The organism is Halorussus salinus (assembly GCF_004765815.2).
GTDB classification, from domain to species: Archaea; Halobacteriota; Halobacteria; order Halobacteriales; family Haladaptataceae; genus Halorussus; species Halorussus salinus.
In genome coordinates, this window is sequence record NZ_SBIS02000007.1 from 479,830 (window position 1) to 494,824 (window position 14,995).

The window sequence follows — 14,995 nt, forward strand, 5'->3', positions numbered from 1 at the left end:
CCTCTCGTCCCGTCACCGTGACCGTCGCCGAGTGGGAGTTCACCCTCCGCGTGAACGACTGACCCGAGCGGTGTCGTTGCGAGTGGCGTCGGCGCGAACGGTCGGTGATTGTTACTCGGCGGCGTGTCACTAATTCCACGACACGCTGAAGTGAGACGAGTCGAAAGAACGCTACCGGAGTCAAACAGTGACGAGCGACGAGCCTCCGCTACGCGAGCCTAACGACTCGGTGGCCGACGCCACCGACGAATCCCGCCCGTCCCAGAGCGACGACTCCGACGCGGCGAACGCGACGAACGCGACGAGCGCGGCGGACGACGCTTCCCTCACGTCGGACGCCGACGGCCTGCTGGCGAGGGCCGACGACGCCGACGCGACCGCCGCCGACCTCGACGCGACCGACCCCGACGCGACCGACGACGAGCGCTCTCCCGAGGACGCCGACCTCGAACGCGCGCTGGACGACTTCTACGCGGACTGACTGGGCCGGACGCGTCGACCGGGACCCGAACCGACGCCAAGCCGCGGCGTCCCGGCTCGGGTCGCACACTCGGCGGGCTACCGGTCGAACAGCCACTGCTTCGCTCGCCGGACGACCGACCGGCGGCGGGCGAGTCGCCGGTTCAACGCGTCGTTCACCCGGCGGAGTCGCGCGTTGTCGGCTTCGAGTCGGCGTAGCTCCTCGCGGAGTCGGTCGGCGTCGGCTTCCGGTCGCCCGTCGGCCCGGCGTCGGTCGGCGTCGGAGCGAGGTCGTTCCATCGTCCGCACGCGGTCGGCGGGTGACGGGCGCTCCGGGGCCGGAGTGCGGTCGCCAGTCGAGACGGACTCGCTCGGCGGGCGACGACCGGACGCGCCGCCGTTGACCTGCGCCGCCCCGCGGTCGGTTCGACCGTCGCCGACGCTGCCTCGCTCGGTCGCGTCCCCGGCGCTCGACCCGAGCGCCGCCAGCGCGCGCTCGTCGCGGATGCGACCCGCGAGGACCGCGTTGACGACCGCGCCGACCAGCAGGACGAGACTGCTGAAGTAGAGCCAGATGAGCAGGATGAACGCGCTCCCGAGGGTGCCGTACACCGCCTCGTAGCGCCCCGCGAGGAGGACGTAGGCCTGAAACGCCGCCTCCATCGCGGTCCACCCGACCGCGGCGAAGACGACGCCGGGCAGGACCTCGCGGGGCGTCACGTCCGCATCGGGGAAGACGTAGTAGATGGGGAAGAACGCGACCGCGAGACCGACAGCGAGGAGAAGTGGGTTGGACAGCGCCGGATACGGTAGGTCGGGGACTCGGGCGGCCACCGCGCCCGCGACGAGGAACGCGACGACGGCCAATCCGAGCGCGACGACCACGACGAGGGCGTTCTCGATTTGAGCGCGAACGGACTTGTTCGAGGCCGTACCGTAAATTTGGGAGAACGCCACGTCGAGACCGCGGAATATCTTCGAGACGCCCCACAGGAGCGTCACCGCACCGACGACCGACACGCCGGTCCGGGCGGTGGCCACGTCGAGCGACTCGACCAGCAGGTCGCGGGCGTAGGCGGTCAGGAACGGTTCCGTGACCGCCGCGACCGACGCCGTGAACTCCTCGTTGCCGACCGTCGTGAGGACGACGAGGACGAACAGCAACAGCGGGAGCATCGAGACGAACGCGTGGTACGCGATGCTCCCGGCCATGAACGTGATATTCTGGTCGTGTACCTCGCGCCACGACGCCCGGACGACACGCTCGGTCGCCCGCCAGAGTTCCCTTCCCCGGCCCCCCATGCAAAGCTATCACGGGTGCTGTCGGTAAAACGTCGTTGCCCGTTCGGGGGTAGTTATTCCCGTGTCTTAGATGGCTATAATTGTGTGAACTACCCCACCCTACCGCGCTCGGGGCTACTCGCCCCTCGCTTGTTGAGGGTGGGGCTTCCTGTTTCTGCGTCGGCACTTGTATCCGACGTGGACACAGCGGTTCCAGACTCCGCAGGCGACTTCCCTTTACAGGCGGTTTGGAGTGTCCCACTCCTACCAGATGGACACTCGGCCACAATCGACGGTGCGCGCTTGTTGTCGCGCTTGAACACCGTCGGAGACGTGGCGAGCATCGTACTACCTCGTTTGACCGCAGGGGTAGTAAGCGTGGCGGAGAACGTGTATGCGAACCATGTGGGCGCTGTATCCCCTCCCTGCTCGCTTTGCTCGCTGAGGAACGGGGCTTAGCGCCCTCGATTAAAGCTAACGACCGTCCGTATATATCCGAGAGGTGGTCGAAGCGATGCTATCACGGCCCGAGGAGACCGCGGCTTTCGCGTCGGGACTCCTCGGCATCGGACTCGCGGTCGGAGGGTGGGCGGTCGGTCCCGGCGATCGCACTCGGCCGCTGTCGGAATCGCTGACAGACGCCAGAATACTCTTGCCGACCGCCGTCGTCCCGTTACCGGGGGAGAGCGAATGGCACAACGACAGTCACGACGACAGTTTCGACGGAACGAACGGCGGACGAGTCAGCAATCACAGACCGGTCAGCAGTCTCAGACCGACCAGCCGTTCCAGACCGGCCAACAGTCCCGGAGCGACCAGCAGTCTCGGAGCGGCCAGCGGCCTGCCCGGACGTACCGGAGTGCGGTGGGGCTTCCCGACGAGACGCGACGGTCGATGGTCGGGTTGCTCAACCAGAGTCTCGCGGACACGACCGACCTGATGACCCAGTGTAAGTTCGCTCACTGGAACGTCAAGGGGATGAACTTCTATCAGTTACACCTCCTGTTCGACGAGATAGCCGAGGAGTTCGAGGAACACGCCGACATCATCGCCGAGCGCGCGACCGCGCTCGGCGGCGAGGCGACCGGAACCGTCCGAATCGCGGCGCAGAACAGCCGGATTCCCGAGATGCCGCCGGAGGCGACGACCGGGCCAGAGTACGTGCAGGCGCTGGTCGAGCGCGTGGGCATCCACGCCAACCACCTCCGACGGGAGATAGAAATCGCGGTCGAACACGACGACGAGGACACCGCCGACATGTTCACCGAACTCTCTCGGGAGGTGGACAAGCAACTGTACTTCCTCGAAGCCCACCTGCAAGCGGTCAATCCCGAAGCGATTCCCGAGAGTCCCGGCGGGATGGTTCGGGGCGACCAATCGTCGCAGTACCGCGAGCAGTCCGGGACGGGTCAACAGACGCAGGCGAGCCAAGGGATTCCAATCACGGGGCAATCGCAGTCCGGCCAGCAACCGCAGTCGAGTCAGCAACCGCAGTCCGGCCAGCAACCGCAGTCCGGCCAACAACCACAGTCCGGCCAACAACCACAGTCCGGCCAGCAACCGCAGGCCGGTCAGCCACCGCACCAGCGCCGGTACGGCGGGAGCGGACGGTAGCGACGTAGACAGTCCGAGCGAGCGCCGACTACCCGCTTTTCTCACGTCGCCAGTCCTAACACGCGCTCGGCCGCCGCTTCGACCTCGGGGAGCGACTCCTCGGGGGCGTAGACGCCGAGTCGCCACTGGGCGCGGCCCGCCGCTCGTAGACCCTCGACCAGCGGCGACTCGTCGGCGAGTCGCCGAACCTCGCCGTCCACGACCACGCGCGTCGAGGTTTCGGGCATGCTCGGTTCGCCGGGGGTGTCGAGGAGAACCGCCTCGGGGGCCACGTCGGCGACCGACGCGATGTCGCGCTCGAACGCCCGGACCGCCTCGCGGTCGGCGGTCACGACCTCCGGGGGCACGGCGTCGAGTTTGGCCCAGACCGCCCGCTTGTAGAGGTCCCGGTGTTCGAGTCGCCGGGCGGCGTCGGCGGTCTCCTCGCAGTCGCGCAGCGCCCCGAGGAGTCGGCCGTCGGTCATCCGGGCGAACTCCTCGACGCCGAGGTCGGTCGAGTCGAGGAGGCGCTCGCCCGCGCGTTCGAGCATCGCGCCCGCGATGCGCGAGACGTGGTGGCGGTAGACCGTGGCGTTCATCAGCGCCCGCGCGACGAGCGTCCCCTCGGCGGTCTGGACGTTGCCCTCCGAGAGGACCAACTCGTCGTCGCGGAACTGGAGCGCCGCGAGCAACCGCGAGTGGTCGATGGTGCCGTACGGAACCCCGGTGTGGTGGGCGTCGCGGACGAGGTAGTCCATCCGGTCCACGTCGAGTTCTCCGGCGACCAGTTGGCCGAGTCGGCCCGTGCCCTCGACCAGCGCGGCGACCTCGGCGGGGTCGAGACCGTGGCGTTCCAACACCGCCGCGAGTCGCCCCGCCCCGAGGAGGTCGGCCACCTCGTCGTGGTGTCGCCCGAGTCGGCGCTCGATGATGCCCTCGGTCTGGTGGCCGTAGGGACCGTGACCAACGTCGTGGAGGAGGGCGGCCGCCCGGACCGCGAGCGCCCGGTCCTCCTCGACCCCGAGGAGCGAGCAGGCCTTCCGCGCGAGGTGGTAGACCCCGAGGCTATGTTCGAATCGGGTGTGGTTCGCGGAGGGGTAGACGAGTCGGACCGTGCTGAGTTGCTTGATGTGGCGCAACCGCTGGAGTTCGGGCGTGTCGAGCAGGTCGGCCGCGAGGTCACAGATAGGAACGTGGTCGTGGACACTGTCCTTGATGGCTTTCATGGAGTTGGGATTGACAGACCGGTGGCAAAAGTGGCCCGTCTCCGGGTCGCTCCTCGGAACCCGGTTTGCGAGGGGAGACCGGGAAACCCCGACCGAGAAGTTTTTGCTTTGATAGGTCGTACCCCGGACAACTCCGTGTCCTCGCGCGACTCCTCCACGTCCGAACTCGCCGCCGGTCTCCTGCTGTTGGGGGCCGCCGCGGTCGTCGCCGTCGTCTCGGTGACCGATATCTATCCACTTCCCGAGTGGTGGCTTACGATCGCCTACGTGTGGGCCGGGCTGGGACTCTTCCGGACGCTGAAGGCCGGGTCGGCGCGATTCCGGCGGGTCTGGTTCGACCCGCGCGTCCGGAGCCTCCTCGCGCTCGTCGCGTTCGCGGCCGCCGGAGGTCTCTACGCGACTGCAACCGAGGAGACCGCCGCCTTCGCGGCGTTCCTCGGCGTCCTCCTCGGTGTTAGCTCGGCCGTCGAGTCGCACAAGCGCGGGTCGCTCCTGACGAATCCCGCCTTTCTCCTCGTCGTGGCGCTGGCCGGTCTCGGCTTCGTCGCGCTCGGATGGTATCTCCGGACGACCTACCCGTACTTCGGCGTCACCGTCATGGCGGCGACCAGCGCCGTCACCGGCCTCGCGTGTCTCGCGTGGACGGTTCGGATGGCGAGACGACCCCGAGTCCGGGAGTGACGGGACGCCACCGAGCCGGGAGCGAACCACTGAAACGCCCCGGCTTCCAACCTCCGGCCATGCCTTACGCGGACAACGACGGCGTTTCTATCCACTACACGGTCGGCGGCAACGGCGCGGTCGAACCGGACGCACCGGTCGTCTTGCTGGCCGACGCGGGGTACGGCCCGTGGCAGTGGGGCTGGCAGTTCTCGGCGCTCGCGGGCCCCTTCGAGGTCGTGGTCCCCGCCACGCGCGGGACCGGCGACTCCGACGCTCCGGCCCCGGACGAGTCCCGTCCCGGACACGACTCGTACAGCATCGAGGAGATGGCCGCGGACCTCGAAGCGGTCCTCGCCGACCACGGCGCGCGCACGGCCCACCTCGTCGGCGCGGGGCTGGGCGCGATGGTCGCGTTGCAGTACGCGCTCGACTTCTCGCGCGCTCGGTCGCTGAGTCTCCTCGGTTCGTCGCCCGGCGGCCCGCGCACGACTCCCGTCGCCGACGGCGTGCGCGAGCGATTGGAAGCGAGTCCCGACGACTCCTCGTCGCTCCGGAACTCGCTCGAACCGGTCGCCAGCGAGGAGCTACTGGAGACCGACGACCTCGTGGAGCGCATCGTCGCGTGGCGGCGCGACGAGGACGCCAACCCCGCGGTCCAGCGCGCGCACTTCGACGCGATGGCCGAGTTCGACGCCAGCGACCGACTCTACGAGATTACGATTCCGGCGCTGGTCTGTCACGGCGCGGACGACCGCGTGATTCCGGCCGACGACGGCGAACTCCTCGCCGACGGTCTCCCGAAAGGCGAGTTCGAGGAGTTCCCCGGCGAACACCTGTTCTACGTCGAACGCTCGCGGGAGGTCAACGACGCGCTCGTCGGATTCCTGACCGAGCGCGCCGAGGAGTGAGCGACGGACCGACCCCACTCGGTAGCCGTGGGTAATAGTGGGTAATATTTATTCGACGGCGGGGCATCTATACGCGTGATATGAAAGTAGACGCCAACGACTTCCAGACTAGTGAGACTGACGATAGAGGACGAATCTATCTCGGAACCGAATACGCCAACAAGCGTGTAACCGTCGCCGTAGTCGAAGTCGAGTCGAATCGCCCCGACGAAGACGAGTTGGCCGCCGCATACCGCGACGCGTCCGAGAGCGCCGAAACACTGGTCGAAGCGTGGGACGACGCATCGGGTGAAGCGTGGGACGATTTAGAGTGATGACCAGCGATACCGAAGTTCGTCGCGGCGATGTCGTAGTCGTTCGACTGGACCCCGCCGAAGGAAGTGAGATAAAGAAGACGCGACCGGGAGTCGTCGTGCAGAACGATGTCGGCAATCGAAACGCCAATACCACGATTATCGCACCCGCAACAAGGACTCACCGGGGGTATCCCTTCGAGGTACTAGTCGAAGCGGACGATTCGCCGTTCGAATCGGACTCATCAGTTCGTCTAGATCAGATTCGGGCGGTCTCCATTGAATCGCGAATTCACTCTATCGTCGGTCGTCTCGACGACCAATACGTGAGCGAGATAGACGAGGCACTGAAACTAAGTCTCGATCTCGACTGACGAGTCATAGCTACTCGAACACCGCACCGCAACAACGCCTACCTACGCCGACGCCGAACCTCCCGACATGACGCTCTCGCTCGAACGCCGGGCCGCGCTGTGGGGGGACCGACTCGCGGTGGTGGACGCGAGCGCCGACCGGCGGGTCAGCTACGCCGACCTCGAATCGGAGGCCGACGCGATGGCTCGACGGCTCTCGGCGCTCGGCGTCGGGCCGGGCGACCCGGTGGCGGTCGTCTCGCGCAACCGAATCGAGACGCTGGCGCTGTTGTTCGCGGTCCGGCGACTCGGCGGGATTTTCGCGCCGGTCTCCTACCGGCTCACGCCCGCGACCGTCGAGGAGCCGCTGGAGACAATCGACCCCGAGGTCGTCGTCCACGAACCCGCCCAGCGCGACCTCGTTCGGGAGTTGCCCGACGAGCGAACCCACTCCTTCGAGGAGTTAGGACGCCACGAGGGCGAGGAGTACGAGCGCGCCGACGGGGCTTCCGAAGGTTCCGACCGGGACTCCGGACGCACCGACCGCGACGCCGAGGAGTCGCTCCTGTACCTGCACACCGACCCGAGCGACGACCGAGAAGACGGCGTGCGAGTCGTGGACTACCCCGCGCGAGCGGTCGAGTGGAACTGCGTCACCGCCGCGGCTGGGTGGGGACTGGGCCGCGACGACTGCGCGCCCGCCCTGTTGCCCTTCTCGGATGCCGACGGTCTCCTCCGGTTCGTCCTGCCACTGCTCTACGTCGGCGGGCGCGTGGCGCTCCTCCGGGCGTTCAGTCCGGACGACGCGCTGGCCACCGTCGCCGAGGAGGGCGCGACCGCGCTGTTCGCTGGCGCGACCGAGTACCGCGAACTCGTCGCCGACGAGACGTTCGGAGCGACCGACTTCGCGGGCGTCGAGTGGGTCGCCGCACGCTCGCCCCTCCCCGCCGACGCCCGCGAGGAGTTGGCCCGGCGCGCGCCGGTCGTCCGGACCTACGGCCGCGTCGAGACCGGGCCGAACGCCCTCCTCGTGCCGCCCGAGCGCGGCGCGTCGGCGGGCGGCCCCGGCGCGAGCGAACGAGGAGGCCCGGACGACGCCGACCGCGTAGGTCGCCCGTTCCCCGACTGCGAGGTCCGAATCGCCAACGACGAGGGGATGCCGGTCGCCGAGGGGGAGGCCGGGGAACTCCGGTTCCGCGGAGCCGTGACGCCGCGCGGGTATCTGGGACGCGACGGCGAGGGCGCGACCGAGGAGTTCCCCGAGTGGGTCCCGACCGGCGACCTCGGCTACCGGGAGGGCGGCGACTGCTACCTCCTCGGACCGGCGGACGAGCGCGGTGCCGACGGCGAGCGGGGTTCCGACGACGGGTGAGCCTCGGTACCGACTCGGGGGCCGTCGGCTCAGGTCATCTCGGACCCGGACCCGCCAGAACCGGTCGATTCGACCGACTCGTCGGCGAGGTTGAGTCCCGAGACGAGGCGGTTGGTCACGACGCGCGCCACGATACCGACCAGTTCCGCGTCGGTGCCGTCGGCGGTCAGGTCGGCGAAGACGCCGAGCGGAATCTGGCCACCGGCCATCTCGCGGTGGCCGCCCGCGCTCCCCACGTCCGCGAAGATGTCGTGGAGGGCGTTGCCGACGTGGACCCGCGAGTCGGTCGAGCGCGCGCTGAGTTCTATCTCGTCGCCGACGATGCCGAAGACGATGGCGGTCTCGACCCCCTCCAGCGTGGCGAGGTAGTCGGCGGCCTGCGGGAGCGCGTCGCGCTCGTTGGTCCGACCGACGTGCGAGACCAGCACCGACCCGCGGACCACGCGGTTGTCCACCGCGTCGGCGATGGCGTCCACCGTCGCGCCGCTGACCGCGGGCGTCGAGAGTCGCCGGAGCATGTCGGGGTCGGCGAACTCGTGGAGGACGGCCGCGGCCCGGTACTCGTCGGCGGTCACGCCCCGGAGAAAGCCCAGCGTCTCCCGACGAATTGCGAAGAGGAGGCCGGTCGCCAGCGTCTGGTCGAAGGTCACGCCGAGTTCGTCCACGTACTCGGTCAGGATGGTCGCGGTCGCGCCGACCTCCTCGCGGTGGTCCACGAACCGGGCTTCGATTCCCTCGGCCGTGTGGTGGTCGATGACGATATCTATCGGTACGTCCTCGGGCACCTCGTTGTTGACGCCGGGGAGCGAGTGGTCCACGAACGCGACCAGCGAATTCTCGGCGCGCTCCCGGACCGTCTCGGGGTCGAACTGCTTCAGGTCGAGTTCGAGCAGATTGACGAACGCGCGGCTCTGCTGGTGGGAGATGTCGCCGCTGTAGAGGATGCGACGCTCGTCGATTCCGGCGTCGGCCGCGATGCGCCCCAGCGCGAGCGCGCTGGCCAGACAGTCCGGGTCGGGGTTGTTGTGACAGACGATGGTTAGCTCCTCACTGTCGGCCAACAGGTCGTGGAGTTCCGCGGCTTTGCTCATCGGTTGCGGCCTTCGTGGCATAGCGCCAAGAGGTTGTGGTCGGGAAGGCGTACGAAGTCACTCGTCGCGTTTCCGGGGTTCGTACGGTCACGAACGGTCTGCGTTCGAGAACTGCCCCGAGTCACGAGTACCGGCAGTACTCCCCACGGGGGAACGCCTTTTGTCCCCGAAACGAGTTGTATGCGGTAATGAGTCGATTGCGAATCGCGTTCGTCAACGCCGCCCACGAGGGCGCGGACACCCGGCGGAACTTCCGGCGGGAGTTGGACGCCGACCTCGTGGAGTTCGACGCGACCGGCGGCGAGTTACCCGAGACCACCGACTTCGACGGCGTGGTCGTCTCGGGTTCGCGGTCGTCGGTGTACTGGGACGAGGAGTGGATAGAACCGACCAAGGAGTGGGTCGGCGAGGCCATCGACGCCGGACTCCCGTGTCTCGGGGTCTGTTGGGGCCACCAACTCCTCGCGGACGTGCTGGGCGGCGAGGTCGCCGACATGGGCGAGTACGAAATCGGCTACCGCGAGGTCGGACATACCGGCGACTCGCGGCTGTTCGACGGCGTTGACGACGAGTTCACCGTCTTCACGACCCACTCCGACGCCGTGATGGAACTCCCGCCGGGCGCGGAAGAAATCGCCGCGAACGACTACTCGAACCACGGCTTCCGGAAGGGCCGCGTGTTCGGCGTACAGTTCCACCCCGAGTACGACGCCGAGACCGCCGAGTCGGTGACGAAGGGCAAGGACCTCGCCGACGAGCGCATCGAGTCGGTCCTCGCGGGCATCACCGACGAGAACTACCGGGCGGCCTGCGAGGCGAAACTCGTCTTCGAGAACTTCTGTGACTTCGCCCGCGAGGTCCGCGAGCGCGACGCCGAGAGCGACGGCGAGACCGTCTCGGCGTAGCGAACGGTTTATATTTCTAACCGGACGTGGAGTAGTCGATGGGTCCTCCTTGGCGGTCCGACACGGTGTTGGAGTACAAGGCCTTCGAGTTGAAACTCACGTCCGCCCTCGCCGCAGTGTTCGGCGTCGCCGTGGTCCTTTCGGAGTTTCTCGGGTACCTCTCTTCGAACGATACCGAGTTCGCTTTGCACCTCGTCGCGCTCTGTTTCGGTGTAATCGTCGTCATACTCTGGCTGGCCGGGAAGTACGCCTGAGCGCGGGGCGGTCTCCACCTCGGCGCAGGGGGCCGACCGTCACTCGACTCGCGCGTCCACGACGACGTGCCAGACGCCCTCGCTGTGGCTCTTGACCGTCCGGCGGTCCAGCACCTCGATTTCTCTCCCGGCGTCCGCGGCCGCATCGCGCAGGCGCGAGACCGGCCGGTCCCACAGGAGGTCGTCGGGGGTCGCTTCGTGCATGTGGACGACGCCGCCGGGGGCCAGCGCCGCGAGCGCCGAATCGAGGTAGTCGTGGGCGTCGTAGTAACCCATCACCACGCGGTCGGCGCGGGGGTCAACGTCTACGTCGCGGCAGTCCGCCCGGAACGCCGAGACGCGCTCGGACACGTCGTTGAGCATCGCGTTCTCTATCAGGTAGCGGAACGCCGCGGGGTTGCGCTCGACGGCGGTCACGTTCGCTCCGGCGCGGGCCATCGGCAGGGTGAAGTAGCCGATGCCCGCGAACATGTCGAAGACGCGCTCGCCGGGTTCGACCGCCTCGCCCATCCGGGCGCGCTCGGCCTTGTTGCCCGGCGAGAACATGACCTCCGCGAGGTCGAGGGCGTACCGGGTGCCGTGTTCGGTGTGGACCGTCTCGGTGTCGCCCGCGCCCGCCACGACCGAGACGGAGGGTTCGCGGTGGTCGCCCGAGACGCCCTCGTTGGCCAGCACGGTGTCGGCCTCGCCGTGGAGCGCGAGGAGGGCTTCACCGACCTCCTCGCGCTCGATGCCCCGCCCGTCCTCGTCGTCGCCGGAGGAATCGTCCGCGCCGCCCTCCTCGTCGCCGAAGGTGACGAGGAGGACGCTCCCGACGACCGCCCACGAACTCGGCGCGCGGGCTATCTCGTCGTCGGTCCACCCCATCTCGCGGAGGTGTGCTTCGAGGTCCGGCAGGCGTCGCTCCGGTTCGACCTGTTCGACCACGTCCAGCACGTCGGTCTCGCTCGGCGGGTCGGTGACGGGGAGTTCGACCAGTCGGTCGTCGCGTTCCCGGACCTTCCGGGTCTCGTCGTAGACGCCTTCCTCCTGCAGGGCCGCGATGGTCGTCTCGCTGTCGGGCTTGCGGACGACCGCGGCGAGATGCGGTCCGGTATCGCTGTCGCCGTCCATCTCTCTCGTCGGGTTACTCTCCATCGTCCTCGTCCGGCACGACGTGAAGCCCCGCGCGACTCTTCAGCACCGGCACCGTCTCGGCGTCGGTGTCCATGAACTCGGGCCGCGCGATGGTCTTGGTCCGGTAGGTCTCGGGGTCCAACACCTGCACCGCGCGCTCGTCTTCGACCGCGACGAGGGTGGTCTCCTCGGCGTCTTCGAGGCGGCCGAGTCGCCGAGCTTCGGGCGCGTCGCCGACCTCGTACCCGGCCTCGTAGTCCTCGCCGGTGGTGAGTCTGGTCCCCTTCAAATTCCCGCGAACGCTCCGAACGAGGACCGGCCCGCCGTCGTCGTCTTTCAGGTCGATTATCTCGCCGGGCGAGTACGGCGGCAGGTGGACGGCGTAGGTCACGCGGTACACCTCCTCGCCGTCCTCGTCCTCGGTCACGAGCGTCTCGGAATCGGAGTACTCGCCGCCGAACTCCTCTATCATCTTGGCGGCAATCTTTTTCCCGATGTTCGTGGTCGAGACCTTGATGTTCACGCCGTCGTCGGTCTCGCTGACCTCGGTGACGAAGGCGTTGCGGTCGCCGGTCTCCTCCATCTTCTCGACGATTTCGTGGGCGATCTCCTCGGCGCGCTCGACCTCCTCGGTCGTCGGGTCGCGGTCGCGTGCCCGGACTTGGACCGTGCTGGCGTAGTAGTCGCCCGCGATGCGCCCACAGCGCGTGCAGGTCTGCCGGGAGATTTTGACCGGGACGACGACCTCCTCCTCCACGAACGTCTCGCGCACGATGCCCGAGAAGTGACAGTGCATCCGGATGGTGTTCTGGTCCACCTGCTCGGGGTCCACCTGCCACGACACGTCGTAGGCATCGAGGTGGACGCCGAGGGCTTCGCTTACCTCCTCGATGGCAACGTCCGTGTAGTCGCGGGCGTCCACGTCCACCCAGCGGTTGCCGCGGTGGACCGCCCCGCACCGCGCACAGACCAGCACCTCGATGCGGTCGGGCGCGTCCACGAGGTCGAATCGGTCGAAGTAACACGAGTCGCAGAGCTTCTGCTCCTTGCCGCGCTTCCCGGCGGCGTCGGGCAGGGGCGTCCGCTCGGCGGGGTCCACTTCCATGGGGTCCCCGCAGTTCGGACAGAACTCGCGGGCGTCGGTAGTCATGTGGTCGGGTAGGAGTTTGGCGGGTTTAAGCTTGAAGAACCGCAGAGGTCTCCGAACGTCCCGGCGAGGTCAGCGTTTCAGGACGAGGATTCCCAGTCCGAGAACCAACAGACTCGCGCCGACCCAGTGAGGATTGAACGCTTGAGTCCCGTGAACCACATCGTGCATCCCCAGCAGATAGTGGTCCACGATGCCGTCGAAGAGGTTGAACAGTCCGACCCCGACCAAAATTCCACCGACCACCCGAATCCCGGAGCGCGGTTCCGAGGAGCGATTCACCGACTGCCACAGCAGGCCCGCGCCGACGAGCATGACGCCGGTCATCGTCAGCGCGAACACGCCGTCCCAGTAGATGTTCGCCTGCAAGCCGTGGAGGCTGTGCGTCGAGATGCGGTCCGAGAGGAGGTGGTGCCACTGGAGAATCAGGTGGAACACCACCACGTCGAGGAGCGCGCCGAAGCCGAACCCGAGCGTCCCGCTCCCGACGAGCAGGCGACGGCCGCGAGCGAGTCGAGAACTCACATGCGAGATTCGGACGCGAGGTGCAAAATCTCGGGGGCCGCCGGTCAGTCCTCCCGAACCAACTCCGGTCCCGCGACTGCCTCGTCGGCGGCCTCGCGCCACGAGTAGTCGGGTTGCCAGTCCAGCACCTCGTCGGCCTTCTCGACGGAGAGGGCCGACTCGTCGCCCGCCACGTTGCAGTCGTCGGGCAACTCGCCGAAGTACTCTTCCAGCGCCTCCTCGATGGGTCGCTCTAGATAGGTGTCCGCGGCCGCGGCGTGGAACGCCTCGTGGCCCGAAAAGTCGGCCTCTACGGCGGCGGACACGATGCTCGCAACGTCCCGAACGTCCACGTACGACCAGAAGTTGCCCGCGCCCGCGGCGAGGTCGTCGCGGCCCTCGACACACGCGTACTCGCCGGGGTACTGAATCCACGACGAGCGAACCGACGCGACCGGGACCCCGAACCGACGGGTCACCATCTCGGCGACCTCCTCGCCGACGACCTTCGAGGTGCCGTAGGGGTCCTCGGGGCGCAGGGCGTCGGCCTCCCGAATCGGCAATCGGTCGGGGAGGCGGTCCTCCTCGGCGAAGGCGTAGCCGTACGCGCTCTCGCTGGAGGCCCACGCGACCCGCGCGCCCGCCCGACCTGCGCCCACGAGGACGTTGTACGCCGCCAGCACGTTCGTCTCGAAGACCCGGCCCCCGGCGTGGCGCGTCGGCGAGGGCAGGGCCGCCCAGTGGACCACGGCGTCGGGGTCGAGGTCCGCCAGCAAGTCCAGTGCTTCGCCACGGTCGGTGAGGTCGGCCGCCCGGAAATCGAGGTTCTCGCGCGCGTCGATTTCCCAACCGGGGTGGGTCTGGTCCACGCAGACGACCCGCCACTCCTCGTCGGCGAGGAGGTCGGCTATCCAGCGCCCGGAGCGGCCGAGACCGCCGGTCACGACGACAGTTCGCTGTGGCATGGGTCGGAGTACGGCGAAGGGCAGGTAAACGGTTGGGGGTGGAGAGTTGTCATTTAAGTTGACGCGATTCACCGCCGTCTGTTTCGGTCTTTTGTTGTGGTTCAGTACTCTCTTTACTGCGTTGTTTTTCCGTACTGCTCGTACCTGTCCCTTGCTCTCTTTGAAGTCGAAGAACGGACCAAATTCGTTTCCGACCGAAGAAAGCGATGAGAAGGCCGAGGAGGGCGATGAGGATTTCCGGCTCGGTAAGCGTCTGCCAGATTTGAGTCAGATGACATCCGATCGGACAGACCACTCGGATAGTGAACCTCTCGGTGTCTGTATGCGGCGGGTTTTTGAACCTCGTTTCGATGTCGATACGATTTTCCCCGACTGGAAAAGACTCTCCCGAAGGAAGAGAAACTGCCAACGGAACAGACTCAACTCTGTCTACCTCTCGCGCTGGAATGTACCCGCCGTTGTCGGACCCCGGACAGACGAGTCCGAGACCGGGGAGAAGATTGAGCGGTATAACATCGTTGCTATGGAACTCTATGTTAGCGGGGCGATTGAACTGGCCGTTTACGCATATCGTAATCCCATCTCCTTCGTCAGCGTCTTCGATACGGACGACGAACGTCGTAGACTGGTCTCGGAGAATCAAAGTTTCTCTCGGAATTACCTGTGCGTCTGGCGAATCTACCGGTCCGATTGGTACCGCGACTTGCTCCGACCCGTCTACCGCGTCCCGAGACCGCTCTGCAGGCGCGAACGCGACCGAGCCACCGACCAGTACGAAAAGTAGGCAAACCGCGGCGAGCGTCTTGGAATTGGCCATGTGTCTCTGTCGGGAGTGGCTTCCCGACTAGCTAGCATCCGACGTGAC

The 14,995-nt window shown here is 67.4% G+C and carries 17 protein-coding genes; 9 read left to right on the plus strand and 8 right to left on the minus strand.

The window, feature by feature from the left end; all coding sequences use genetic code 11:
* Window positions 1–187 precede the first annotated feature (187 nt).
* Window positions 188–481 carry a hypothetical protein gene (locus EPL00_RS15990; protein WP_135853434.1) on the plus strand — a complete coding sequence of 98 codons (294 nt, stop codon included), beginning with the start codon at window positions 188–190 and terminating at the stop codon, window positions 479–481.
* A 77-nt stretch (window positions 482–558) separates the two neighbouring features.
* Here EPL00_RS15990 and EPL00_RS15995 read toward each other — a convergent pair whose 3' ends face one another.
* Window positions 559–1,761 carry a YihY/virulence factor BrkB family protein gene (locus EPL00_RS15995; protein ID WP_135853433.1) on the minus strand — a complete coding sequence of 401 codons (1,203 nt, stop codon included), beginning with the start codon at window positions 1,759–1,761 and terminating at the stop codon, window positions 559–561.
* Window positions 1,762–2,430: 669 nt separating this feature from the next.
* Between EPL00_RS15995 and dps the strand changes: the two genes are divergently transcribed.
* Window positions 2,431–3,354, plus strand: coding sequence for a DNA starvation/stationary phase protection protein Dps (dps, locus tag EPL00_RS16000; RefSeq protein ID WP_202932666.1), 924 nt, complete (start codon window positions 2,431–2,433; stop codon window positions 3,352–3,354).
* A 41-nt stretch (window positions 3,355–3,395) separates the two neighbouring features.
* Here the strand turns inward: dps and EPL00_RS16005 are convergent, their stop codons facing one another.
* A complete protein-coding gene (locus tag EPL00_RS16005; RefSeq protein WP_135853432.1) occupies window positions 3,396–4,559 on the minus strand; it encodes an HD domain-containing protein in 1,164 nt (387 codons plus the stop codon).
* Between the two features lie 135 nt (window positions 4,560–4,694).
* On the opposite strand from EPL00_RS16005, the gene EPL00_RS16010 reads away from it, so the two are divergent.
* The 5 genes from EPL00_RS16010 (at window position 4,695) to EPL00_RS16030 (ending at window position 8,148) form a co-directional block, all read left to right on the plus strand.
* Window positions 4,695–5,240 (plus strand): hypothetical protein, encoded by a 546-nt coding sequence (locus EPL00_RS16010; RefSeq protein WP_135853431.1) that lies wholly within the window; start codon window positions 4,695–4,697, stop codon window positions 5,238–5,240.
* Between the two features lie 59 nt (window positions 5,241–5,299).
* Window positions 5,300–6,130 carry an alpha/beta fold hydrolase gene (locus tag EPL00_RS16015; protein ID WP_135853430.1) on the plus strand — a complete coding sequence of 277 codons (831 nt, stop codon included), beginning with the start codon at window positions 5,300–5,302 and terminating at the stop codon, window positions 6,128–6,130.
* Window positions 6,131–6,210: 80 nt separating this feature from the next.
* Window positions 6,211–6,444, plus strand: a complete 234-nt coding sequence (locus EPL00_RS16020) for a hypothetical protein (protein WP_135853429.1) — start codon at window positions 6,211–6,213, stop codon at window positions 6,442–6,444.
* Window positions 6,444–6,797 (plus strand): type II toxin-antitoxin system PemK/MazF family toxin, encoded by a 354-nt coding sequence (locus EPL00_RS16025; protein ID WP_135853428.1) that lies wholly within the window; start codon window positions 6,444–6,446, stop codon window positions 6,795–6,797. Before EPL00_RS16020 ends, EPL00_RS16025 begins: the two co-directional genes overlap by 1 nt.
* A gap of 67 nt (window positions 6,798–6,864) precedes the next feature.
* Window positions 6,865–8,148, plus strand: a complete 1,284-nt coding sequence (locus EPL00_RS16030) for a class I adenylate-forming enzyme family protein (RefSeq protein ID WP_135853427.1) — start codon at window positions 6,865–6,867, stop codon at window positions 8,146–8,148.
* A gap of 29 nt (window positions 8,149–8,177) precedes the next feature.
* Here EPL00_RS16030 and EPL00_RS16035 read toward each other — a convergent pair whose 3' ends face one another.
* Window positions 8,178–9,239, minus strand: a complete 1,062-nt coding sequence (locus EPL00_RS16035; protein WP_135853426.1) for a DHH family phosphoesterase — start codon at window positions 9,237–9,239, stop codon at window positions 8,178–8,180.
* Window positions 9,240–9,427: 188 nt separating this feature from the next.
* On the opposite strand from EPL00_RS16035, the gene EPL00_RS16040 reads away from it, so the two are divergent.
* On the plus strand, window positions 9,428–10,144 hold the full coding sequence (locus EPL00_RS16040; protein WP_135853425.1) for a type 1 glutamine amidotransferase: 717 nt from the start codon (window positions 9,428–9,430) through the stop codon (window positions 10,142–10,144).
* Window positions 10,145–10,212: 68 nt separating this feature from the next.
* Complete coding sequence (locus EPL00_RS16045; protein WP_135853424.1) at window positions 10,213–10,398, plus strand: hypothetical protein; 186 nt, start codon at window positions 10,213–10,215, stop codon at window positions 10,396–10,398.
* A gap of 39 nt (window positions 10,399–10,437) precedes the next feature.
* On the opposite strand, the gene EPL00_RS16050 is transcribed toward EPL00_RS16045, so the two are convergent.
* The 5 genes from EPL00_RS16050 to EPL00_RS16070 form a co-directional block, all read right to left on the minus strand.
* Window positions 10,438–11,535, minus strand: a complete 1,098-nt coding sequence (locus EPL00_RS16050) for a class I SAM-dependent methyltransferase (protein ID WP_238398219.1) — start codon at window positions 11,533–11,535, stop codon at window positions 10,438–10,440.
* Window positions 11,525–12,664 carry a 60S ribosomal export protein NMD3 gene (locus EPL00_RS16055; protein WP_135853423.1) on the minus strand — a complete coding sequence of 380 codons (1,140 nt, stop codon included), beginning with the start codon at window positions 12,662–12,664 and terminating at the stop codon, window positions 11,525–11,527. The genes EPL00_RS16050 and EPL00_RS16055 overlap by 11 nt, the downstream gene beginning before the upstream one ends.
* A gap of 69 nt (window positions 12,665–12,733) precedes the next feature.
* Window positions 12,734–13,186, minus strand: a complete 453-nt coding sequence (locus EPL00_RS16060; protein WP_135853422.1) for a DUF2243 domain-containing protein — start codon at window positions 13,184–13,186, stop codon at window positions 12,734–12,736.
* 44 nt (window positions 13,187–13,230) lie between these two features.
* Entirely contained in the window at window positions 13,231–14,130 is a 900-nt protein-coding gene (locus EPL00_RS16065; RefSeq protein WP_135853421.1) for an NAD-dependent epimerase/dehydratase family protein, read from the minus strand.
* 49 nt (window positions 14,131–14,179) lie between these two features.
* Window positions 14,180–14,947, minus strand: coding sequence for a hypothetical protein (locus EPL00_RS16070; RefSeq protein ID WP_135853420.1), 768 nt, complete (start codon window positions 14,945–14,947; stop codon window positions 14,180–14,182).
* Window positions 14,948–14,995: the final 48 nt, after the last annotated feature.